This is a genomic window from Acidovorax sp. KNOB132 (genome assembly GCF_057541515.1).
Genome location: NZ_BAAJYT010000018.1, coordinates 1 through 23790 on the forward strand (window position 1 = coordinate 1; position 23790 = coordinate 23790).

A 23790-nucleotide genomic window follows, 5' to 3' on the forward strand; every position below is an offset into this window, starting at 1 on the left:
CCGGGAGAGATCGAATCGGCTTGCTGCAGCACCTCAGGTGCGCAGGCGGCGGTGATAGCCCGCGAGGACGTGGCAGGGGAAAAGCGGCGTGGTGGCGTACGTGGTGTCCACGGTGAGGGCGAACCTGCGTCAGGGGAACTGCGCAGCCATCTGGCGCTGTCGCTGCCCGAGTACATGGTGCCATCGGCGTTCGTTCAATTACCGGCACTGCCGCGGAGCCCGAGTGGAAAGCTGGACCGTAAGGCGCTGCCCGAGCCGCAGGCGCCGGGCGACCAGCCTTACGCCGCGCCGCGCACCGACACGGAACTCGCTTTGGCCGCGTTGTGGGCTGACATCCTGCATTTGCCGCGAGTGGGCATTCACGACAACTTTTTCGAAATCGGTGGCCATTCGCTGATGGCAATCCAGTTGGGCATGCGGATCCGGGACCAGATCCACCCTGACTTTCCTCATGCGGAGGTTTACAACCGCCCGTCGATCGCACAATTGGCCCAGTGGATGGACCAGGCTGGCGACGATGGAGTCTCCCTGGATCTGGCGCGCGAGATCCATTTGCCAGAGCACATCCAGGGACAGCCCGAGGCGCCCAGTCTGACGCCGGCGCGTGTCTTTCTCACCGGGGCCAGCGGATTCGTCGGAAGCCATCTGCTGGCTGCGCTGTTGCGCGACACCTCGGCTTGCGTGGTCTGCCACGTGCGGGCTGCCGACGAGGCGCAGGGGCGGCAGCGCCTGCAACGCGCCATGGCAGAGCGGCAGCTTGGCGCGATATGGGACGATGCGCGAATCCAGGTGGTCACGGGCGATCTGGGTGCACCGCAGTTGGGGCTGGATGAAGCCGCCGTGCAACGGGTCCGCGACGGCTGCGACTCCATCTACCACTGCGCCGCGCAGGTGGATTTTCTGCATCCGTACGCCAGCCTGAAGGGCCCCAATGTGGACAGCGTGGTCACATTGCTCGAATGGACATCGCAAGGGCGGCCCAAGACCCTGCATTACGTCTCGACGCTGGCCGTGATTGGCCAGAACGAGGACGGTGGCACGGTCACGGAGCGTTCGGCGCTGCCTTCCTGGAACGGCCTGGTGGACGGCTACAGCCAGAGCAAGTGGGTCGCCGACGCGTTGGCCCGGGAAGCGCAGGCGCGGGGAATGCCGGTGGCCATCTATCGGCTCGGTGCCGTGACCGGTGACCACGATCACGCGATTTGCAATGCCGCTGACCTGATCTGGCGGGTGGCACACCTGTATGCGGACCTGCAGTCCATCCCCGACATGGACTTGCCTCTGAACATGACCCCGGTGGACGATGTGGCGCGGGCCATCCTGGGCCTGGCTGCCCGGGCATCTTCTTGGGGGCAGGTGTACCACCTGGTGAGTCCGGCGCCGCTGCGGGTGCGGGACATTCCTCCGGTGTTCGAGCGTCTCGGGCTGCATCTGGAACCGGTGGCGCTGGAGTCCTGGCTGCGGCGTGCCCACGTGCGGCTGGCCGAGGGGCAGGACCGCGATTTGGCTGCCGTGCTGGCCATCCTGGACCGCTATGACGCATCGGCCACGCCACCGAAGGTGTGCGGCGCGGCAACCCACGCGCAACTTGAATCCATCGGTGCGGCAATCCGGCCGGTGGATCGTGATCTGCTGCACCGCTATTTCGTCGATCTGGGTATCGATGCCAAGGCACACCGTGCCCTGGAAACCAGCATTTCTTGAACGAAGGAGGAAACCATGGCACGTTATCTCATTGCAGCAACCGCCCTGCCGGGACATGTGTTGCCCATGCTGGCCATCGCCCAGCATCTGGTGCGTCAGGGACACCAGGTGCGGGTGCAAACTGCCAGCCACTTCAAGGAACAGGCCCTGGCCACGGGCGCGTCCTTCACCGCGTTCGATCCGTCGATTGACTTCGAGCACCAGGAGCTGGACCGGCGGTTTCCGCAACGTCTGCAACAGCCTTCCGCCCATGCGCAGCTGTGCTTTGGACTGAAGCACTTCTTTGCCGACGCGATGGCGCCGCAACTGGCGGGGTTGCGGCGCATCCTGGCGCATTTCGATGCCGATGCCATTTTGGTGGACACGATGTTTTGCGGCACGTTCCCGATGCTGCTGGGACCGCGGGAGGAGCGGCCCGTCATCGTCGCCATCGGCATTTCGGCGCTGGCGCTGTCCAGCCGGGACACTGCCTTTTTTGGCACGGCGCTGCCGCCTTCGTCCACGGCCGAAGGTCGCACTCGCAACCAAGCCATGAACCGCAATCTTCAGCAGGTGATGTTCGGCGATGTGCAACGCCATTTCAATGGTGAACTGGCGCGCTTGGGAGCGCCGGCACTGCCCCATTTTTTCATCGATGCGATGGTGACGCTGCCGGATCGGTACCTCCAACTGACGTCGGCATCTTTCGAGTATCCACGCAGCGACCTGCCTGGCTCCGTCCGGTTCGTGGGGCCGCTGCTGGCACCGTCACGTGCCGACTTCAACCCACCTGGCTGGTGGCCCGAACTGGATGACGGCCGGTCCGTCGTGTTGGTCACGCAGGGCACGCTGGCCAATCAGAACCCTGCGCAGTTGATCGGGCCCACCGTGCAGGCGCTGGCCAGGTTCGATGACATCCAGGTGATTGCGACCACGGGCGGACCAGTGCCCCCAGGCCTCAGCGCCGCGATGCTGCCCGCCAACGCCCGTGTGGTGCCATTTTTGCCATATGACCGGCTGTTGCCCAAGGTGCACGCCATGGTCACCAATGGTGGATATGGCTCGGTCAACCATGCGCTCAGTCTGGGCGTGCCGCTGGCCGTGGCGGGCGCGACCGAGGAGAAGCCGGAAATCGCCGCGCGAGTCGCCTGGTCGGGCGCCGGCATCAACCTGGCCACCGGGCAGCCCAGCGCGCGTCAAATCGGCGATGCGGTGCGCAAACTGCTGGACGACCCTTCCTACCGGCAGCGCGCCCAAGCGCTGCGACTGGATTTCGCACGCCACCACGCGCTGACCGAGATCGCATCGGCCCTGGTGACGTTGCATGAAAGAGCCCCCGCCATCGCGGAATTTGCATGATTTTCCAAGGAGACCTGACATGAGCAATCCATTCGACGACGAGAACGGCCGTTTCCTGGTGCTGACCAATCCCGAAGGCCAGCACTCACTGTGGCCCGCGTTTCTCGATGTGCCCGCTGGCTGGGAGGTGGCCTTGCCTGCATCCGACAGAGCAGCGTGCCGTTCGTACATCGAAACGCACTGGAGGGACATGCGGCCCCGTTCACTGGTCGTCGCAATGGGCGGTTGATCGCCGTGCCATCGGCCGCCGCGAAATTTCCTTCGGGATTCAACGCGTTTTTTCCGGGAACCCTTGTGCGGCCCATGCGACGGTCTGGACGCCCATTCCGTGGCGCGCGGCCTGCGCAGCCAGGAGGGCATGCACATCAAAGAGTTCGGTGCCCTCCCAGCGCTCTTGTGCATGCGTCACCATGCCTGCTTGCGCACGCTCTGCCATGTCAGGACACCACTGGCTCAACACTCGTGGGAATGCCCGGCAGTACCCCTTGGCGACGCCAGCGAGTTCGGCCAACTGCCCATACCCGACGCGCTTGCCAGCCGGTATCCGCCGCACGATGTCGACGATGCGATCCTTCCAATCGTCGCTCAGAGGGGGAATCGGCGCAGGTCCTTGGCAAATGGCATGGCCCACCCGCAGCATGCCGCCTTGCAGCACCCGCGCCAGTGTGCCGCGACGTCCCTTCAACGCTTTGACGACGCCCGGCCGGCATTGCTCCAGGCGGGCGCAGGGCTCGCATTGGAAGGTGATCCAGAGCACCACCTCCGGGCCGATTCTCAACAGCGACCCGGAGGGCAGGCTTGCCGTGGGGCCATCGATGAGCAGGTTTTCGCGCAGCGTGGAAGGTGGCAGTTGGAGGTCGCGATACGCATCTATCCCCGCCAGCAAAACCTGGCGTGGCGAAAGCCGATTGGCATACCGGTCGCCAAGCAATCCCTGATCGGCCATGGCCATGGCCTCCGATACCAACTGGGGGCCTGGAGCGGCCTGACTGTGCAAGCACAGACCTTGCAGTGTGCCCACGGCCCGCCAGGGCATGGATAGGGGAAACTGCAAAGTGAGGGCACTCGCAGGGGCAGCGGCTGGCATCTGGGGAGGCGGCAAGGGGCGGGAACGGCGTGTGGGCAGAGCTTTGTTCCACAGCTTGACAGAAATTTCCATGCGACGGCGGATGCAGGCGCAATTCCTACAACCCGGCTGCGGCCTGCCGAGCAAACTGGCTCGCCCACCAGGCCGTGAAAGAAGCGCCATGCAATCCAGCCAACCTTTGTCAGCAGCTCGCAATGAGAGCTGCGGCGACCGCCTTGCTTCTGCCCACTCCGTGCGACTGCGCGTGAATGGCCATGACCACCATGTCGAAGTTCCCAGTTGGGTCACGCTGCTTGACCTGCTGCGCGATCGGCTGGGGCTAACGGGAACCAAGAAAGGCTGCGATCATGGCCAGTGCGGCGCTTGTACCGTGCTGGCTGATGGGAAGCGCATCAACGCGTGCCTCACGCTCGCGGTCATGCAGGATGGGGTGGACATCACCACGGTGGAGGGGCTGCCCGCCCTGTCCGGAGAAGGGCTCACAGACACCGGACTGCATCCCTTGCAGCAGGCCTTCATCGACCATGACGCATTCCAGTGCGGCTATTGCACACCAGGGCAGTTGTGCTCCGCGGTGGGTCTGCTGAACGAAGGGGGAGTGCACACGGCTGAGGAGGTTCGGGAGCGCATGAGCGGTAACCTCTGCCGTTGCGGGGCCTATCCGCAGATCGTGCAGGCGGTCGCTCAGGTGGCTGGCATCCGGGTCGATGCCATGTGTTATTCATCGCCCGGCCCCTTCAAGGTGCAGGGGAGCCAGGCATGAGGGCATTCGGGTACGAAGCCGTCACCACTGCCGATGCCGCCCTGTCTGCACTGCGCGGCCAAGCGCCAGACACTGGCGAGACCGCACCGCAGGCCAAGTTTCTCGCGGGGGGAACCAACCTGATCGACCTGATGAAGGAAGACGTCGTGCGCCCACAGTGGCTGATCGATGTCAGCCGCCTGCCGCTGGCCTCCATCGAGGCCCTGCCCGATGGAGGCGTGCGCCTTGGAGCCATGGCACGGAATGCGGCCACTGCGCGCCATCCCTTGGTGCGCGAACGCTATCCGTTGCTGTCGGCGGCCATCCTGACAGGCGCATCGCCGCAGATTCGCAACATGGCGACCAATGGGGGCAACCTGTTGCAGCGCACGCGGTGCCACTACTTCTACGACACGGGAACACCCTGCAACAAACGTGAGCCGGGCACGGGTTGTCCCGCGCGTGAAGGGCTGGCCCGGCAACTGGCCATCCTGGGGACCAGCGACCATTGCGTGGCCACGCATCCGTCGGACATGTGCGTGGCGCTTGCCGCGCTCAATGCGGTGGTGCATGTGCAATCGCCGAACGGGCAGCGAACCATCGCGTTCGCCGATTTCCATCGATTGCCAGGCAACGCGCCGCAGCGCGACAACACGCTGTCGGGCGATGAACTCATCGTGCACATCGAACTGCCGGCCAACGGGCTGCAGCAGCACAGCACCTATCTGAAGCTGCGTGACAGGGCCTCCTATGCCTTCGCCCTGGTGTCGGTGGCTGCGGCGTTCGAGCTGGACGCTGCCGGGCTGATGCGAAGCCCTCGCATTGCGTTGGGCGGCGTGGCCCACAAGCCCTGGCGCGACGCCGAAGCGGAACAGATTCTGGAGGGGCAGCCGCCGGAAGCTGCGGCCTTCCATGCGGCGGCGCAGTTGCTCTTGCGGGATGCCTGCGGCCACGGTGCCCCGGGTGGACCCGGTGACAACCGTTTCAAGATCGTTCTGGCCCGGCGTGCCATCGTGCGTGCGCTCGAGATGGCGCGCGATGGCGAACTGACCAACACCGGAGAGCTGGGTACCGGACCTGTACAGGAATTTCAACCATGAGCACCCACGATGATTTCCAGACAGACCCCGGCGCCGGGCAGGCCCTCTCCCAGCAGCCCATGGCGGAGCCTGGCACCGGGCTGGTGAAGACGGGTGCGCCCGTCTCCCGCATCGATGGCCGCCTCAAGGTCATGGGCCAGGCGCGCTACGCTGCGGAGCATGCCAGCGATGACCTGATTTATGGAGTGGTTGTCAACAGCACCGTGGCAAAAGGGCTGATTCTGAATCTGCGGACGGATCGAGCGCGTGCAGTGCCGGGCGTGCTCGATGTCATCACACACATGAACCGCCCCGCGGTTCGGTCGCTCGATCTTTTCTACAAGGACATGACTTCCCCTGGGGGCTCGCCGTTCAAGCCCCTGCACGACGCGCGCATCCACTACAGCGGCCAGCCGGTCGCGCTGGTGGTTGCCACGTCGTTCGAGGCGGCGCGCTGTGCAGCTGCCTTGGTGGAGCTGGATTACGAGGTTGAAAAACACGAGACCCATCTGGTGCACAACTTGCGCCATGCGCGGGAACCGAGCCGGCTCAAGGCTGGCTACTCACCGCCACCCAAGCCCCGGGGGAATGCCCCCCGAGCGTTCGGCGCGGCGCCGGTCAGGATCGATGCCCAGTACTACAGCGGCGTGGAGCACCACAATCCGATGGAGATGCATGCCTCCACCGTACTGCGCAGTGCCGATGGCCATCTCACCATCTATGACAAGACCCAGAGCCCGCAAAACAGCCGGTGGGTGGTGTCGCGCGTGTTCGGTCTTTCGCAGGAAGAGGTGACCGTTCGCAATCCCTTCGTTGGCGGCGCATTCGGGTCGGGCCTGCGGCCGCAGTACCAGCTCATCCTGGCGGTGATGGCTGCATTGCACCTGCAGCGTTCGGTGCGGGTGGTGCTCACGCGCCAGCAGATGTTCACGTTCGGGCACCGGCCCGAGACATGGCAGCGCGTCAGGCTGGCCGCGGACCACGATGGATCTCTGAAGGCTGTCATGCACGAAGCTGTGGCCGAGACTTCGCGCCTGGAAGACTACGTGGAAGTGGTGGTGAACTGGTCCGGCCAGCTCTACCAGTGCGACAACGTCAGCCTCGGCTACCGATTGGTCCCTCTCGACCAGTACAGCCCCCTCGATATGCGCGCACCGGGTGCCGCCCATGGCGTGCACGCGCTGGAAGTGGCCATGGACGAATTGGCCTATCAGCTGCGCATGGATCCGCTGATCTTGCGGCTCAAGAACTACGCCGATCGCGATGCCTCCAAGGGGTTGCCCTTTTCTACCAAGGAGCTGCATGCGTGCTACCAGCAAGGTGCGGAGCGGTTCGGTTGGGCGCAGCGCCCGCTGGAGCCACGTTCCATGCAGCAGGGGCGGGAGCTGATCGGTTGGGGCATGGCCACGGGCACCTGGGATGCCATGCAGATGTTCGCGCGCGTTCGCGCGGTGATGCATGCCGATGGGCGATTGGTCGTGAGCAGTGCGGCCTCCGACATCGGTACCGGCACCTACACGGTCATGGCCATGATCGCCGCCGAAGCGATGGGATTGCCACTGGAACAGGTAACCTTCGCTCTGGGCGACTCGAACCTGCCGTTGGCCCCTGTGGAAGGCGGCTCGTCGCATGTAGCGACGGTCGGTGCCGCGGTGGAGGGTGCATGTGAGAAGCTGCAACGGTTGCTCTGGGCGCTGGCAAGGCGCAGTCGGAGCATGGGCTTCGGCAAGGTGCTGCTCCAGGAGGTGGAATTCAAGGAGGGTCGCATGCGTCGCCGGGACGCCCCACCGCACGACTTGGGTGTCACGTTCGCCGACATCCTGGCGTCGCAAGGGCGCTCGATGATCGAGGTGCGGCACCTCATGCTTCCCAACGTGCTCCGGCAAAAGAAGTTCGTCAGGGCCACCCACTCCGCCGTGTTCTGCGAAGTGCGGGTAGACGAGGCTCTGGGAACGGTTCGTGTCACGCGGGTGGTCAGTGCCATCGCTGCGGGGCGCATTCTCAATGCCAAAACGGCCCACAGCCAGATCACCGGGGGCGTGGTCTGGGGTATCAGCCAAGCATTGCATGAAGAGACGCAGACCGACCATGCCCTGGGCCGGTTCATGAACCACAACTATGCGGAATACCACATTGCCACCAACGCCGACATTCCGCCGATCGACGTGATTTTTGTGCAGGAGGATGACCGGATCGTCAGCCGCCTGGGCGCCAAGGGGGTGGGCGAGATCGGCATCGTGGGTGTGGCGGCGGCCGTGTGCAATGCCATCTTCCATGCCACTGGCCGGCGCGTTCGCTCCACCCCCATGACGCCTGACAAGGTGATGCTCCCTGCACCACCGGCCGTGCCGTCTTCCGCGGAGGACGCTGTGTCCCTGTAGACGGCCAGGGCCGCCGCCGCATGCGACCGGGTCGTGGCGGGTCGTCAGTCCTGATTCATGGGCGTGGATGCCATGCTGCGTCCTTTTGGTGGCGGTCGGCCAGCAGCGCCCTCAGGCGCTCCAGCAATCTGCCCATGTCCACCGGCTTGGAGAAATGGTCGTCGAAACCTGCCTCCAGCGCGAGCAGCCGGTCGGCATCGCTTCCGTAGCCTGTCAATGCAATCAAAGGAAGGTGCCGGGTGTCTGGCTGAGAGCGAACGCGGCGCGCCAGTTCGTACCCGCTGATCTCGGGCAGGCCGATGTCGAAGATGGCCGCGTCAAACCGTGCTTCGGCCAACTGGGCGAGGCCGCCGGCGGCACTGTAGGTGGCCCGTACCCGATGGCCTTCCATTACCAGCCACTCCGCCAAAAGGTCGGCGGCATCGGTATTGTCATCGACCAAAAGCAGTCGCAATGCAGGCAAGGCCTCCGATCCCGTATCTCCTCGCGGGTCATCGGTGGCCTGTGGTTGGCCGAGCAAGGGCAACCGCAGCGTGAAAGTGCTTCCTTTGCCCGGTCCGTCGCTGTGCGCCTTGATGGTGCCGGAGTGCAGGCCCGTCAAGCTGCGGGCGATGGCCAGTCCCAGGCCGAGCCCCCCGGACGCGCGCTCCAAGGCCTGCTCACCCTGCACGAACCGCTCGAATACGTGGTGGAGCAGGTGGGCAGGGATGCCCACGCCCTCATCGCTGACGCGGAGCACTGCCCAGCCCGCCTCGCTGGCGAGTTCCATCCGGATGGGTGTGTCCGGTGGGCTGAATTTCGCGGCGTTGTTGAGCAGGTTGCAGACGATCTGAACGAGCCGAAGCAATTCGCCCTGCACGAGGACAGGCGTCGTCGGCATGCTCAACTGGGGCGTGGAGCTGCGCGCCTGCAAGGCGGGCATCGTCAGCTCCAGCGCACGCTCCGTCACCTCTCGGAGATCCACGGGTCCCAGCGACAGGGTGATCTTTCCCGACACGATTCTCGAGATGTCGAGCAGGTCGTCCACCAGGCGCGACAGGTGCTTGACCTGCCGGTCGATGATTTCACGTTCCCGGGAAAATGCTGTGGGATCGCGGCGGGCGATCAACTGCAGGGCCAGCACGATAGGCGCCAGAGGGTTGCGGAGTTCATGGCCCAGCATGGCCAGGAATTCATCTTTCGCGCGGTTGGCCGACTCGGCTTCGCGCTGCGCCTTCCGTGCCTCCGACAAGAGCAGCGCATTGTCCAGCGCCAAGGCTGCGCGTTGCGCAAGTTCGCCGATCAGTGCGCTGTCTTCCGCTTCAAAGATGCGGTTAGGACCGGCCTGGAGCACCGCCATGGTGCCGATGGTGCGTCCCCGCGCAATGAGTGGAACGACGCAGGCCGCGCCGGCTTCGAGTTCCGGCACAAGCGCTGAAATGTCTTTGATCTGGCCCTCGACTTCGCCGGTCTGGCCGGACGGATACAGGCGGGGCTTGCCGGTCTTGAGGGCGGTGATCAGCACCTGCGGCGTTTCCGTGGGATGGACCAGCACGTGGTCCTGTTCGGCAAGCCTGCCGCTGTGCTCCGCCCATTTGGAGTGGCTCAGCCTTGGAAGCAAGACCCCTTGCTCATCCAGCAGATCGATCCGGCAGGCATCGCCGATGGCAGGCACCACCAGGCGGGCAATCGCTTCAAGCGTATCCGACTCCTCCAGTGATCCGGAAAGTACGGCACTGGCATTGACCAGCAACCCCAGCCGCTGTTCGGCCGCCTGGGCTGCGGACCGTGCATGGCTTTCAAGCTGCAGCAACTCTTCCCGCTCTGCCTCACTGCCGGCGCGCTGCACGGCGGCCGATTCGAGCGCCCGTGCCACGGCGTCGATTTCCGTGATGCGCGACATGCCGGATGGCCGCAATTCGCCCCGGCCCAGGGCATCGGCGTCGTCTCGCAGGCTGCGCATGGGCATTGTGATGGACTTCGACATCCACCAGGCACCCGTCCCCCCGAGAACCAGTGATGCCAGAAGACCCAGCACGTAGGCCCCGGCGGTGCGCCACCAGGAGCTTTCTGCCTTCGACAGCGATGTGCCCAGGACGAGCGTCCAGCCCCCTTCGCCGAGCCGCGCGAGCACAGTCTTCGCAAGCACACCATCGACATTGGTGCTGGTGCCCAGGAGTTCTTGCTTGTCGGAGCCCAGTGCCTGGAAAAGGGGCTTGAGCGATTCACTGGGGCCGGAACCCCGCCATTTTTCGTCGTCCACCGTGCGGGCGATGCGAGCCAGATTGGCATCGAAGACGGACACGTACCACCCTTCGGGAACGCGCTGCGCACGCAGCACGGCGGCAATGGCCTCCGGTCGAATGATGGCTGTCAACACATATTTCACCACGCCATCCCGTATCACCGGAACGCGGACCGGAAAGGCCAGATTGCCCCCGGCACCACGCGCCATGGACCCGGCGACGGGTCGTCGGGTCTGGACGGTTGCGTCAAAGCTGGATCGCTCCACCACGTTCGCGCTATTGGGGCGGTCGGTTTCAGTGGAAAACACCACGCGCCCGGAAGGGTCCGCCAGCAGCAAGCCGCGCCACTCCGGATGGGAGGCGCGCACCGCCCGGCTGAGTGCGAGGGCCTGCGCTCTGCCCTCGCCGTCCGCCGTGCCCAACGGATCTGCCAGAGCCAGCGTTTGCAAGGCGGACATCGTCAGTCGCAGCTCTCCCTCCACTGCCGTGGACAGCGCGCGTGCGACACCCAGGCTCGACGCCTCGTTTTGCGCACGCTGGCTTTCGAAAAGGGCGGACAGGGAGATGCCGCACACGATCGCCAGCGGCAGGATCGCCGCCACAGCCACCAGCAGCAGTTGGGTTTTCAAGGGAACGGTGCGCACGGGTTTCGAAAGGCGTTGTGTCCACTGAGACGGGCGGGTGTGGCGCAATGGGCAGGCGCAAGCATGACCGTTTTGCGGCGTGGCCTGGGTGAAGGGCAGGGATGAAGGCGACAGCATGTTATCTCCGCCCGGGCAGATTCCTTCCCTCCTCTGTTCCGCAAATTTCCTGGCCCCCTGGCCTCTGACCGGAGATTTGTTGCAAAATGTTCGATTGATCCGCTTGGCGGAATGCAGGAGGGGAGAAATGGCAAGAAGACGTCAAAAACAAAGTGCCGCAGACGATTTCATGGATTGGGTGGCACGGCTTCCATGGTGGATCGGACTTGGCCTGGCGGCCATGATTTATTGGGGGCTGCACATGTTGGCATCCCAGCCCATGCCAGCGATGAGAACGCCGCACGAGATGGGACAGGTGATCACCGGCGCGCTCTGGCGCAGTCTGGCTTATGCCGGGCAATTCGTGCTGCCGCTTCTGTGCCTTACGGGCGCGGTGCTTTCCGCCGTGAGGCGTCGGGAGCGGCGCCAGTTGCTGGACGACTGCGGGTCCGCCAGCTCCAGCGCACAGGCCTTGCAAGGCATGTCCTGGCAGGCTTTCGAAAAGCTCGTGGGTGAGGGGTTCCGGCGACGCGGCTACGCGGTGCAGGAGCGGGCGCAAGAGGGCGCGGATGGCGGGGTGGATCTGGTCCTCACCAAGGCAGGGGAGATGTCCCTCGTCCAGTGCAAGCATTGGAAAGCCTTCCAGGTCGGCGTCCAGGTAGTCCGCGAGTTGTACGGCGTGATGGCCGCCCACGGGGCGTCCGCCGGCTTCGTGGTGACCTCAGGGCGCTTCACGCAAGACGCCACGGCGTTCGCCAGCGGGCGCAACATCCGCCTGATCGATGGTGCAGCACTGCTGCAACTCATTCGCGAAACCACTGCGGATCGCAGCCAGGCCCCGCAAACCGCGTCCAAGGTGTCGGTGCCTTCCTCACCTCAGGAAACCGCGGCAGTGCGGTCCGAAGTGTCCTGCCCTCAATGCGGCAGCCGAATGGTGCGGCGCACAGCCAAGCGAGGCGTGCTGGCCGGTCAATCTTTCTGGGGTTGCTCTGATTACCCTTCCTGCCGGGAAACGCGCAACGGCTGAAAGGGCTTTGCACGGTGCGCAGACCTTGCAGGGTTTGGGCGCCCAGCGACAGCGTGACCGGCAGGCCCCGTTCAGCCAACCCACTCCGGTCTGTGAGCCCGGCTCAAGACAGCGGTTTGGCCCGGGTGCCCCGGGGAACAAACCGCTGCACGAAGTCCGGCTGAAAACAGCGTTGGGTCCCGTCGGCAAAATCCACCGTGACGGAAATCGCGTCGATGGCCGCCACGGTGCCCTGGCCATACCGTTTGACGCGAACGGTTGCCCCCAGTTCGAGCACCTGGGCATCATGACGGGCTTGGGCTGCCGATGCGATGACCGGTTCTCCCATTTCGCCCAGGTCGCTCGCCACCAGTTTCCGCACCGTGTCGGCAGCCCGCTCGACCAACGTCTGTCGGGCCAGCTCGGCCATGCGAATGCAGTTGTCGCAGGTGCCACAACGCTGCGGTTCGTTCGATGGATCGAAATACTCGAGCAGCACCTGCCAACGACAGCGACCCGTCTGCGCATAGAACACCATGCGCTCCAGCGCCTGCTGGTCTTGCTCCCGCTTGTCGGCATAGGCCTGCAGAAGCGCACGCACCGACGCGGGCTCCAGTTCCGTCTTGCGCAGGGTGAGTGCGCCGCTGCGTGCTTTCGAGACCATCTTGTGCTGCTGCAGCAGGCCCAGCCCCACCTGGAGCTTGCTGCGGGGCCGGTCCAGGCGCGCCTGCAGGCTGTCGAGCGTCCAGAAGCCCGGGTCTTGCGGCGCGGGATCGCGCAACGCCTGGTACAGCGCGTCGATGTCGTCCGCGCTGGGGTAGCGGCCTGCCAGAAAGAACTGCTGAACCGCTTTGTCCTTGCGGAGAAACAGCAGCGTGCAGTCTGCTGGATCGCCATCGCGCCCCGCACGCCCTGATTCCTGGTAGTACGCATCGAGGCCGCCCGGCATCTGGTAGTGCACGACAAAGCGCACATCCTGCTTGTCGATGCCCAGTCCGAACGCATTGGTGGCGACCATCACGCGGGCCTTTCCGTGCATGAACGCATCCTGGGCTTCACTGCGCTCTGCGGCTGGCATGCGCCCGTGGTAGAGGCCGGCCGCCACATCCGCAGCGCGCAGTGCTGCATGAACCTCCTGCGCTGCTTTCACCGTGGCGGCATAGACCAGCCCGGAACCCTCGGCCGCTTTCACGATATCGATGAGGCGGGCCCGTTTGTCGGCTTCGTTGGCCAGCGCCTCGGCGCGGTAGCGGAGGTTCGGCCGGTAGGTCCCCGTGTCGACGACGCCCGCCGCAGGAATGCCCAGTTGCTTGCGAATGTCCGCCGCCACCGGCCCGGCCGCCGTAGCGGTCAGCGCCAGCACGGTCGGGCGGCCCAGCCGTGCCACCGCACCGGCGATTTCGAGAAAGGCCGGCCGAAAATCATGGCCCCATTGGGAGATGCAGTGGGCTTCGTCCACCGCGAGCAGGCCGATCGGTCCGCTGGAGGCGACCAGGGCCAGAAATTCTGCATCGGCGAGCCGCTCCGGGGTGGTCAGCACGATGCGTGCGCTACCGTCGGCAATGGCTTGCTCTGCCTCGCGCGTTTCCTGCGGTGTGAGTCCGCTGTGCAACTGCACGGCAGGAACACCCCGCTCGCGCAGCGAGTCGCACTGGTCGCGCATGAGCGCGATGAGCGGTGACACCACCACCGTCCTGCCTTCAATCATCAGGGCAGGCAATTGGTAGCAAAGCGACTTGCCCGCCCCGGTCGGCATCACAGCCAACGTGTTTTCGGACTGCAGCACTCGGTCGATCACCTCGCGCTGGCCCGCCCGCAATGCGCGCAAACCGAACGTCTTCTTCAGCACCGACTGGATTCGGGCCGCTGACGGCGTGCGGGGTGCTCGCGGCTGGCGGGCACGTTTGGGAGAGGCGGGTGTGGGCTGTGGCGGGATGACAGGCATAGGCTGCCATGCTGGCGGGGGCCGCATCTCCCCCGCGTCAGACGTTGCTCACGCCGAATGTCATCCGCTGTCTCTGCCCTCCACCCCTCTGCCCGGTGCGTCAGAAGCGTGCCTGCACGCCCAGCGTCACCGCGCGCGCCGTGCCCGGTGCAACCCAGAGGCGGCTGTACGAACTGGTGTAGTACGTGGTGTCGAAAACATTGTCCACGTCCAGGGTCAGCCGCACGGCCGGGGTGATGCGCCAGTAGGCGACCAGTTTGGCTGTGCGGTAGCTGGGCAGATCGAAGGCCGCCGATCCCGCATTGGCCTCGGCCTGGGTACGGGCCTGGCCCAGGCGGCGGCCGACGTGCGTGACGCCGCCCCCGATGCCATAGCGTTGCCCATTGTCGAAGGCGTTCTCGTACACCGCCAGCACGCTGCCATTGACCTTGGGCACGTTGAGCAGCCGCCCCCCGACCTCCAGGGTGTTGTCACGGGTGATTTCCACGTCGTTCAGAACCAGGCTGGCATTGACCCGCCAGCGGGCCGTCACCTGGCCTGCGAAATCCAGCTCCAGGCCCCGGCTGCGCACTTCGCCTGCGGCCACGGAATAGCTCGAATTGAGCGGGTCGGAGGTCAGTACATTGCGTTTGCGGATGTCGAACAGGGCGGCCGTGGCACCCATGCGCTGGTCGGCGCTCTCCCACTTTGCGCCGACTTCCAGGGAACGCCCGGTTTCCGGATCGAAGGGCTGCGAAGCACTGTCGGACCCCACGTTCGGGCGGAACGAGCGCCCCGCGTTTGCGTACACCGTCCATTGCGAGGATGGCAGCCAGCTCAGGCCAACGCGCGGCGAGGTGGATGAAGGCTCCTGGCGGACCGTGGTGCCATTGCGCCGGTTTTCCAGCGACTGCCGGTACTGGTCCACGCGTACCCCGCCCACCAGGCGCCACGTCGGCGACAGCTTGATGGCATCCTGAAAATAAAGCGCGGTGTTGCGCTGGCGCTCCAGGGTGTCCGTGTTGGGCAATGGCGTGGGCTGGGACTGTCCATAGACAGGGGCCTGGATGTCGATCGCATAGGGCGAGGCCGCCGTGGGGTTGGCGCGCAGCATCAGCGTGTCCAGGTGGAACTTGAAGCTTTCCACGCCGAACAGCAGCTCGTGTTCCATGCCGCCGGCCTTGACGTTCCCCTGCAGTTCGGCCTGCAATGCGATGTCGTCCGAGGCGAAGTCCCGAAAGCGGCGCTGGCGGGTGAGCAAGCCGCTGGACTGCAGTGCGCTGGCTTCGGTGGAGAAGCCCTGGATGGAGGTCTCGCGGTACGACAAGCCCAAGCGGCTGCGCCATTGCGGGCTCCATTCGTGCGACAGGATGAACTGATGGGTCTGGTTCTCCACCGTCACATCGCCATCGCCCGGCTCGCCCAGGAATCGGCTGCGCGGGATGGTGCCCAACCGATTGCCCACGGCCACGACGCCTCGGTCCAAAGGCGTGGCATGGCGCAGAAACTCCCCGGCGTATTCCAGCGACGTGTCGCGGCTCAGCTTCCAGGTGAATGCCGGGGCGACCACGCGCCGTTCGGAACTCACATGGTCGCGGAAGCTGTCGCGGTCCTCCGCTGCCACGTTGAGGCGATAGGCGAAGTTCTCGCCGATGGGCCCGGTGCTGTCGAATGCGCCCCGCTTGAGGCCTTGGCTGCCCACGGAGCCCTCGACGGCATTGGCTGCTTTCCACAAGGGCCGCTTGCTGACGATGTTCAGGGTGCCGCCGGGTTCGCTGCTGCCATAAAGCGCTGCTGCGGGGCCTTTGAGAAATTCGATGCGCTCCACGCCGGCCAGATCGCGCGGCGCGTTGAAGCCCCGGTTGGAAGAAAAGCCGTTCATCAACGTGGCCATGCCGGTGTTTTCATTGCCAGGCAGGCCACGGATGGCCACGTTGTCCCACAGCCCGCCGAAATTGTTCTGGCGGGACACACCCCCCACGTAATCGAGCACGTCATCGAGCCGCGTGGCGCCCAGGTCATCGATGGCCTGGCGGGTGACGATCCGCACCGATTGCGGCAGCTCCCGCAATGGCAGGTCGGTCTTGGCGCCCGCGGCTTCTTCGGCATGGTAGGCCCCGGACTCGGTTCGTCCGACGATCTCGACAGTGGACAGCTGGGGCGCACTGTCGGCGGTTTGCGCCATGGCAGAGCCGCACGACAGGGCCGCCATGGCGAGCGTGAGGGGAAAGGGGGCGCGAGCGCCCCGGCAGGCAATAAGGAACATGAACGTACTGAAGAAAAATCGCCGGCCACGATTCAGGGTGGCCGGATGGCATGCACGGACCCGCCCGCGGCGGCAAAGCCGCCACGGCGAGAGAGAGAAGATCCAACTGGGATGCGGCCGCCTTGCGGTGCGGCATGCATCAGGCGATGGGAAGAGGGGGATCGCGCGATGCAAAAGGCCAGCGGCCAGGTGCCGGCACGAAGGCAAATGCCGCTGTGGGCTGTGGGCATTTGGGGCCGGCGCCTGCCTGCGGCACCGGCAGTCCGATGCCGCCTGACAATGCGGCGGGCTGCGCGAATGCCAGGCAACCGGCACAGGGGCCGTGCTCCAACGCGTGTGCCGGCTTCGCCGGCTGGGGCGCATCGTTTTGCTCCGCGCTGGCGGTCTCCGGGCGCGTGCCCATGGCGGCTTGCAGATGCTCCGCCTCGTGCAAGGGCAGCCCGATGCACGTGTGCAGGAACACGGCAAGCAGGAGCAGGCGAAGGAGGGCGCGGCGATGGTTCATGGCGAGGGCGCCGAATCATAGCGGCGTCTTTGCCGCTTTCCCGCCGAGGCAAAAGGGGTCAGGCGCTTTCGGTCGCCACCACCACCTGGTTGCGCCCTTGCTGCTTGGCCTGGTAGAGCGCCTGGTCGGCACGCTGGACGATGTCGGTTTCGTTGGTGTCCTTCAGGCTGCAAAAACTCATGCCCAGGCTCACGGTCAACTGGCCGACGGCCGGGAACTGGCTCTGGCTCACCGCGAAGCGGATCTTTTCAGCCACCACGCGGCCCTCCTGCCGGTCCTGCGGCTCCGGCAGCAGCACCACGAATTCCTCGCCGCCGTAGCGCGCCACGAAATCGGTGATTCGCACACTGCCCGAGATCACCTGGGCCAATTGCTGAAGCACCGCGTCGCCGGCCTGGTGGCCATGGTGGTCGTTGACATGCTTGAAATGGTCGGCGTCGATGACCAGCAGCGCGAAGGTCCGGCCCGTGCGCTGAAAGAGCTGCACGTACTCGCGCAGCTTTTCATCGAACCTGCGGCGGTTGTAGAGCCCGGTGAGCGCGTCGTGAATGGCCAGGTTCTCCAGTTCCTGGTTGGCGCGGTGCAACGCCAGCGTGCGTTCCGCCACCTGGGCTTCCAGGGACGTGTTTAACTGGGACAGTTCGCGCTCCCGCTCGAGCAGGGACGCCGTCATCGACTGGAAGGAGTGGTTGAGTTGCGTGATCTCCGATGCGTGTTCGTCGCCCGGATAGATCGGCGTTCCAGCGCGGTTTTCGATCATGCGGGCGGCGCGGGCCAGCTGTTCGATGGGCCGGCTGATGCGCGCTGCCAGCCGGTAGGCGACCAGGGCGCAGGCCAGGGCCGTGAGCAGGCCGAGCAGAATCAGTTGCTGGCGCAGCGCTTTCACCGGGGCCAGTGCCTTGTCCAGCGGCTGGCGCAGAACGATGCGCCAGCCCAGATCGGTGTGCGCCACGGTCGGTAGCTCCACCATGCTGGTGAGGTACTCTGCGCCATCGCTCCATTGCAGGCGTTCCGACTGCGCCTGCGGAGAAGCGCCGGCAGGCAGATTCAACAGTCCGACATGCTGGAACGGGTAAAGAATGTGCCCGGCCCTGTCCGCGATCAGCACCTCCGCACCGTGCTGGCCGACCCGGTTCACCACGATGGACTCTACCGTCTCGGTCACCCAGGACCAGTGGGCGTGGGCACCCAGCACCCCCCGCAACTGGCCCTGCTCGTCCAGGATGGGGGCCGCGAAGTCGATGAAGCGCAGCGGCTGGTCCGGGTTGCGGTTGGGCAACTGCTTGGCGAGCAGCACGGCCTCGTGCACGTCGCCCACGAACAGCCCGGAGCGGGCGGACTGGAACCAAGGCCGGTGCTCGACCTGGGCACCGACCAGCACGCCATCAGTGGCTTGCGTGACCCGTCCGCTCGCGTCGGTGACGCCGATCCAGGCGTATTCGTTGTGGGTGGTCTTGCGCAGGTCCAGCGCCTGCCGCATCTCCTGAGCGGAAAGGTCGCCGCGGGTGAAGAGCGCCAACTGGCGCAGGAGGTCGATTTCCTGGGCCCGCTCGCGCAGGTTGGTCGCCAGCAGGTCGGCGGCCGATCGGGCACTGGTGTGCAGCAGTTCACCGCCGAACCGGGCCAGCTCCCCCGTGGCGATGTGGCCCACGTAGACCCCCACGCCCAGCAGGCTGGCAAGCGACAGCCCGCCGAACAGCAGGGTGAGCTGCCCCCTGAAGCTCTGGCGCGAGCCCTTGGCCTTGTCGGTGGTTTGCATAGCCTTTCGATTTTCTCCGGATCAGAAGGGGCTCTCTACAATGCCGGCCCTTTGGTCCTGGAAACCCCGCCCATGCATATCGTCGTCAACGAAGAACTCAAGGCCTATATCGACCCCCTGAGCCCCGAGGAGCACGCGGCCCTGGAGCGCAGCCTGCTGGCGGAAGGGTGCCGCGATGCGCTGGTGCTGTGGGGCGATGTGCTGGTGGATGGCCATAACCGGTACGGTATCTGCCAAAAGCATGGGTTGCCGTTCCAGACGGTTCAAAATCAGAATTTCCGCTCCATGGAAGACGTGCACCTGTGGATGATCGACCAGCACCTGGGTCGGCGTAGCGTATCGGACTTCCAGCGCGGCGTGCTGGCTCTGCGCAAGCGGGAGATTCTGGCCGATCGCAACGTGCGTGCCGCCAATGGCGAGGCCCTTCGGGGGGCTTCCCCCGGCGAACCCGGGGAGGATGCACACCCCCCCGGTGCCGCCGCCCCGGCCCCGACTGCAGCCGATGCGCTGGCGCAGGAGGCATCGCCAGAGCCCCAGCCGCTGTCCAGTCGGGAGGCCATTGCCAAGGCCGCACGGCTGAGCAGCAGCCAGGTGGTGATGATCGAAAAAATACGCAAGCAGGCCGCGCCCGAGGTGGTGGCAGCGGTCAAGGCGGGCGCCCTCTCACTGAACGCAGCGGCGGCCGTGGCCACGTTGCCGCAGGACGAACAGCGTGCGGCAGCCATGGCGGGAGGTGACGAACTCAAGCAGGCGGCCAAGCGGGTGCGCGAGGCCAGGCGCAAGCCCCGGGACGAGGCCGATGTCCCATCGCCCGAGACCCTGCAGTCGTTGCGTGAACGCGTGGCCGAACTCACGGCCGAGAACGAGGAACTGCGCCGCCAGCTGGCGGCCTGGCAGGCACAGCCGGGCGCCTAGCGTCAGGGCGGGGGGCGCACGGGCGGTTTTAGACGCCGCGCCCCATTTTTTCGAAGGTATCCGCACCTTGTGTGCGGGTGTTACTGCCATGCCATTGGGCTCTATGATTTGGGCCCACTCCGATCCGCGCCATGACATCTAACGCCCCTTCCTCCCAGATCCAGCGAGGCATGCCGATCCGGCTGTTCGCTGGCTTCATGTTGGCCGCGTTGGCCACGACCATCATCGCCCTGTTCACCTACCAGTCGCAGCAGGAGCGGGCCGAAGCGGTGACTCGCATCAATGCGGCCGTGGAATCGCTCACGCAGATGCAGACCGTCCTGTCCATCACGAAAGATGCGGAAACCGGTCAGCGCGGCTATCTGCTCACGGGCGAAACCCGCTACCTGCAGCCCTACACGGCAGCGCAGGCCGCGCTCAAGCCCGAGATGGGACGGCTGCGCACCCTGGTGCAGGCATCGCCCGAGCAGGTGCAGCGCTTCGAGCATCTGCAGGCCCTGGTGGCGCAGAAGATGACGGAACTCGACGAAACCGTGAACATGCGGCGCGCAGGCAATGCGGAGGGTGCGGCAGACGTGGTGCGCACGGACAAGGGCCGTGCAACCATGGACGCGATCCGCAACATCCTTCGGGAAATGCTGAACGCTGAGCGCCAGGAACTGGATACCCGGCGCGGCGAATGGGATGCCGCGGCCACCTTCGGCGCGTATTTCACCTGGGTCAGTTCGTTCGTGCTGCTGCTGCTGATCCTGATGTCCGCTGTCCTTGCCCGAAGCGATCACCGCGCCAAAGCCCAGGAGGACTGGATCAAGGGCGGCCTAGTGGGGCTGGGCAACCGGCTGCAGGGCGATCACCGCCTGAGCGATCTGGGCCCGATCGTGATGGACTACCTGGCAGACTGGCTGGGCGCGCGGGTGGGCGCGGCGTATGTGGCCGAAGGCGGCGGCGTGTTTCAGCGGTTCGGCAGCTATGCACTGGCCGATCCCCAGGCCGGTGCCCGTGTCTTGAGCGGCCAGGGCCTATTGGGGCAGGCCGCCGATTCCCGCCAGCTGATGCATGTGACGGACGTGCCGACGAACTACCTGCCTATCTCCTCTGGGGTGGGGCACGCCACGCCGGCCGAGATCGTGCTGGTGCCGGCCGTGCACAACGGTGTCGTGCATGCGGTGATCGAATTCGGGTTCTTCCGCACGCTGCGCGATGCCGATCTGCAACTGCTCACCCGCGCGTCGGAATTGCTCGCCACCTCCATCCGCTCGGCCATCGACCGGACCCGGCTCGAAGCCCTGCTGGAAGAAACCCAGCGCCAGGCCGAAGAACTGCAGGCACAGCAGGAGGAATTGCGCGTGAGCAACGAAGAGCTCGAGCAGCAGAGCCGGGTGCTGCAGGAGTCGCAAGCCCAGATGGAAGCGCAGCAGACCGAGTTGGAGCAGAGCAACGCCCAGCTGGAAGAGCAGACGCAGCAGCTGGAGTACCAGAAGCAGCAGTTGCTGCGCGCGCAGGATGCCCTGTCGCAAAAGGCCAACGACCTGGAGCAGGCCAGTCAGTACAAGAGCGAGTTCCTGGCCAACATGAGCCATGAGTTGCGCACGCCGCTGAACTCCAGCCTCATCTTGGCCAAGCTGCTGGCCGACAACAACCTGTCCGTTTCGGCCGTGGCCGGCACGGGCAAGGATGGCCGCGTGACCAAGGGTGACGTGCTGGGTGCCGTGGCATCGGGCACGGGCAAGGCCGCTGCGGCCGCACCGAGCGCGATCCCCACCGGCGTGCCCACCAAGGCGCTGCCGCAGGTGGCTGCGCCCACCGCCAAGGAAGACCTGAGCGGCCGCCCCGAGCAGCGCGTGCCCATGAGCCGCCTGCGCGCCCGCGTGGCCGAGCGCCTGCTGCAGTCGCAATCGACCAACGCCATCCTGACCACGTTCAACGAAGTGAACATGGCCCCGGTGATGGACATGCGCAAGAAGTTCCAGGACGCTTTCACCAAGGAACACGGCGTGAAGATCGGCTTCATGAGCTTCTTCGTGAAGGCGGCCGTGCATGCCCTGAAGAAGTACCCGGTGCTCAACGCCTCGGTCGACGGCAACGACATCGTCTACCACGGCTACTTCGACATCGGCATCGCCGTGGGCTCGCCCCGCGGCCTGGTGGTGCCCATCCTGCGCAATGCCGACCAGATGACGTTCGCCGACATCGAAAAGAAGATCGCCGAGTTCGGCCAGAAGGCCAAGGACGGCAAGCTGGGCATTGAAGAGATGACCGGTGGCACGTTCTCGATCTCCAATGGCGGCACGTTCGGCTCCATGCTGTCCACCCCCATCATCAACCCGCCGCAGTCGGCCATCCTGGGCGTGCACGCCACCAAGGACCGTGCCGTGGTGGAAAACGGCCAGATCGTCATCCGCCCGATGAACTACCTGGCCATGTCGTACGACCACCGCATCATCGACGGCCGTGAAGCCGTGCTGGGCTTGGTGGCCATGAAGGAAGCGCTGGAAGACCCCTCGCGCCTGCTGTTCGACATCTGATCCCCCTGGATGGACCCGCCCGCGTGGCCCGGCCGTTGGCCGCGCCCGCCGGTGGGTCTTTCTTCAACTGATTGAGTGAGATTGACATGAGCAAACAATTCGACGTGATCGTGATCGGCGGCGGCCCCGGCGGCTATATCGCTGCCATCCGTGCCGCGCAACTGGGCTTCAACGTGGCCTGCATCGACGAGTGGAAGAACGGCAAGGGCGGCCCCGCACCGGGCGGCACCTGCACCAACGTGGGCTGCATTCCCTCCAAGGCGCTGCTGCAGTCGTCCGAGCATTTCGACCAGGCCAACCACCACTTCGCCGACCATGGCATCGAGGTCAAGGACGTGCGCATGGACGTGGCCAAGATGATCGCCCGCAAGGACAGCGTGGTGAAGCAGAACAACGACGGCATCCTGTACCTGTTCAAGAAGAACAAGATCACGTTCTTCCACGGCCGTGGCTCGTTCGTGAAAGCCGCCGACGGTGGCTATGAAATCCGCGTGGCCGGCGCTGCCGAAGAGTCCATCACCGGCAAGCAGATCATCTTGGCCACGGGCTCCAACGCCCGCGCGCTGCCTGGCGTGCCGTTCGACGAAGAGCACATCCTTTCCAACGACGGTGCCCTGCGCATTGGAGAGACACCCAAGAAGCTGGGCCTGATCGGCGCCGGCGTGATCGGCCTGGAAATGGGCTCGGTCTGGCGCCGCCTGGGTGCCGAAGTGACGGTGCTGGAAGGACTGCCCACGTTCCTGGGCGCGGTGGACGAGCAGATCGCCAAGGAAGCCAAGAAGGCGTTCGACAAGCAGAACCTCAAGATCGAACTGGGCGTGAAGATCGGCGAGATCAAGACCGGCAACAATGCCGTGAGCGTGGCCTACACCAATGCCAAGGGCGAAGCCCAGACGCTGGAAGTGGACAAGCTCATCGTGTCCATCGGCCGCGTGCCCAACACCATCGGACTCAACGGCGAAGCCGTTGGCCTGCAGCTGGACGAGCGCGGCGCGATCGTGGTCGATGCCGATTGCAAGACCAACCTGTCGGGCGTGTGGGCGGTGGGCGACGTGGTGCGCGGCCCGATGCTGGCGCACAAGGCCGAAGAAGAGGGCGTGGCCGTGGCCGAGCGCATCGCGGGCCAGCACGGCCATGTGAACTTCAACACCATCCCCTGGGTGATCTACACCAACCCCGAGATCGCCTGGGTGGGCCGCACCGAGCAGCAGCTCAAGGCGGACGGCGTGAAGTACAAGGCCGGCACGTTCCCGTTCCTGGCCAACGGTCGCGCCCGCGCGCTGGGCGACACGACCGGTATGGTCAAGTTCCTGGCGGACGCGGCCACGGATGAGATCCTGGGCGTGCACATCGTCGGCCCGATGGCCAGCGAACTGATCGCCGAAGCCGTGGTCGCCATGGAGTTCAAGGCCAGCGCCGAAGACATCGCGCGCATCTGCCACGCCCATCCGAGCTTGAGCGAAGCCACCAAGGAAGCGGCCCTGGCCGTGGACAAGCGCACGCTGAACTTCTGACCCCGGGACTTTGGGTAAAAATGGCTGCCTGCGCTTGAAATACTAGCGCAGGCAGCTATCTTTTTTATAGCGTTTGGAGT

Annotated in this window: 15 protein-coding genes; 10 read left to right on the top strand and 5 right to left on the bottom strand. The window is 65.4% G+C overall.

Annotated elements, in window-relative coordinates:
• The 3 genes from AC27IO_RS05085 to AC27IO_RS05095 all read left to right on the top strand — a co-directional run.
• On the top strand, window positions 1–1704 hold a 1704-nt coding region (locus AC27IO_RS05085), incomplete at its 5' end, for an SDR family oxidoreductase (protein WP_498737650.1).
• Window positions 1705–1719: 15 nt separating this feature from the next.
• Complete coding sequence (locus tag AC27IO_RS05090) at window positions 1720–3042, top strand: glycosyltransferase (RefSeq protein WP_317352881.1); 1323 nt, start codon at window positions 1720–1722, stop codon at window positions 3040–3042.
• Between the two features lie 19 nt (window positions 3043–3061).
• A complete protein-coding gene (locus tag AC27IO_RS05095; RefSeq protein WP_284429821.1) occupies window positions 3062–3271 on the top strand; it encodes an MbtH family protein in 210 nt (69 codons plus the stop codon).
• A gap of 39 nt (window positions 3272–3310) precedes the next feature.
• On the opposite strand, the gene AC27IO_RS05100 is transcribed toward AC27IO_RS05095, so the two are convergent.
• Window positions 3311–3994: an MOSC domain-containing protein gene (locus AC27IO_RS05100; protein WP_317352877.1), complete on the bottom strand. Its 684-nt coding sequence runs from the start codon at window positions 3992–3994 to the stop codon at window positions 3311–3313.
• Window positions 3995–4289: 295 nt separating this feature from the next.
• On the opposite strand from AC27IO_RS05100, the gene AC27IO_RS05105 reads away from it, so the two are divergent.
• The 3 genes from AC27IO_RS05105 to AC27IO_RS05115 are packed head-to-tail and all read left to right on the top strand — an operon-like array spanning window position 4290 to window position 8331.
• Window positions 4290–4892 carry a (2Fe-2S)-binding protein gene (locus AC27IO_RS05105; RefSeq protein WP_317352875.1) on the top strand — a complete coding sequence of 201 codons (603 nt, stop codon included), beginning with the start codon at window positions 4290–4292 and terminating at the stop codon, window positions 4890–4892.
• Entirely contained in the window at window positions 4889–5971 is a 1083-nt protein-coding gene (locus AC27IO_RS05110; protein ID WP_498737653.1) for an FAD binding domain-containing protein, read from the top strand. The genes AC27IO_RS05105 and AC27IO_RS05110 overlap by 4 nt, the downstream gene beginning before the upstream one ends.
• Window positions 5968–8331 carry a xanthine dehydrogenase family protein molybdopterin-binding subunit gene (locus AC27IO_RS05115; protein ID WP_498737655.1) on the top strand — a complete coding sequence of 788 codons (2364 nt, stop codon included), beginning with the start codon at window positions 5968–5970 and terminating at the stop codon, window positions 8329–8331. Before AC27IO_RS05110 ends, AC27IO_RS05115 begins: the two co-directional genes overlap by 4 nt.
• 55 nt (window positions 8332–8386) lie before the next feature.
• On the opposite strand, the gene AC27IO_RS05120 is transcribed toward AC27IO_RS05115, so the two are convergent.
• Window positions 8387–11200: a hybrid sensor histidine kinase/response regulator gene (locus tag AC27IO_RS05120; protein WP_498737657.1), complete on the bottom strand. Its 2814-nt coding sequence runs from the start codon at window positions 11198–11200 to the stop codon at window positions 8387–8389.
• A 244-nt stretch (window positions 11201–11444) separates the two neighbouring features.
• Here AC27IO_RS05120 and AC27IO_RS05125 point away from each other — a divergent pair, with 244 nt between their 5' ends.
• Window positions 11445–12323 (top strand): restriction endonuclease, encoded by an 879-nt coding sequence (locus AC27IO_RS05125; protein WP_498737677.1) that lies wholly within the window; start codon window positions 11445–11447, stop codon window positions 12321–12323.
• A 103-nt stretch (window positions 12324–12426) separates the two neighbouring features.
• Here the strand turns inward: AC27IO_RS05125 and AC27IO_RS05130 are convergent, their stop codons facing one another.
• The 3 genes from AC27IO_RS05130 to AC27IO_RS05140 form a co-directional block, all read right to left on the bottom strand.
• Complete coding sequence (locus AC27IO_RS05130; RefSeq protein ID WP_498737659.1) at window positions 12427–14247, bottom strand: RecQ family ATP-dependent DNA helicase; 1821 nt, start codon at window positions 14245–14247, stop codon at window positions 12427–12429.
• Between the two features lie 100 nt (window positions 14248–14347).
• Window positions 14348–16492, bottom strand: coding sequence for a TonB-dependent siderophore receptor (locus AC27IO_RS05135; protein ID WP_372588162.1), 2145 nt, complete (start codon window positions 16490–16492; stop codon window positions 14348–14350).
• Between the two features lie 563 nt (window positions 16493–17055).
• Complete coding sequence (locus AC27IO_RS05140) at window positions 17056–18756, bottom strand: sensor domain-containing diguanylate cyclase (RefSeq protein ID WP_317352858.1); 1701 nt, start codon at window positions 18754–18756, stop codon at window positions 17056–17058.
• 72 nt (window positions 18757–18828) lie between these two features.
• Between AC27IO_RS05140 and AC27IO_RS05145 the strand changes: the two genes are divergently transcribed.
• From AC27IO_RS05145 to lpdA, 3 genes are all read left to right on the top strand, one after another.
• Window positions 18829–19671, top strand: a complete 843-nt coding sequence (locus tag AC27IO_RS05145; protein WP_317352855.1) for a plasmid replication/partition related protein — start codon at window positions 18829–18831, stop codon at window positions 19669–19671.
• A 131-nt stretch (window positions 19672–19802) separates the two neighbouring features.
• Window positions 19803–22196: a 2-oxoglutarate dehydrogenase complex dihydrolipoyllysine-residue succinyltransferase gene (gene odhB, locus AC27IO_RS05150; protein WP_498737662.1), complete on the top strand. Its 2394-nt coding sequence runs from the start codon at window positions 19803–19805 to the stop codon at window positions 22194–22196.
• Window positions 22197–22282: 86 nt separating this feature from the next.
• A complete protein-coding gene (gene lpdA, locus AC27IO_RS05155) occupies window positions 22283–23710 on the top strand; it encodes a dihydrolipoyl dehydrogenase (protein ID WP_498737664.1) in 1428 nt (475 codons plus the stop codon).
• Window positions 23711–23790: the final 80 nt, after the last annotated feature.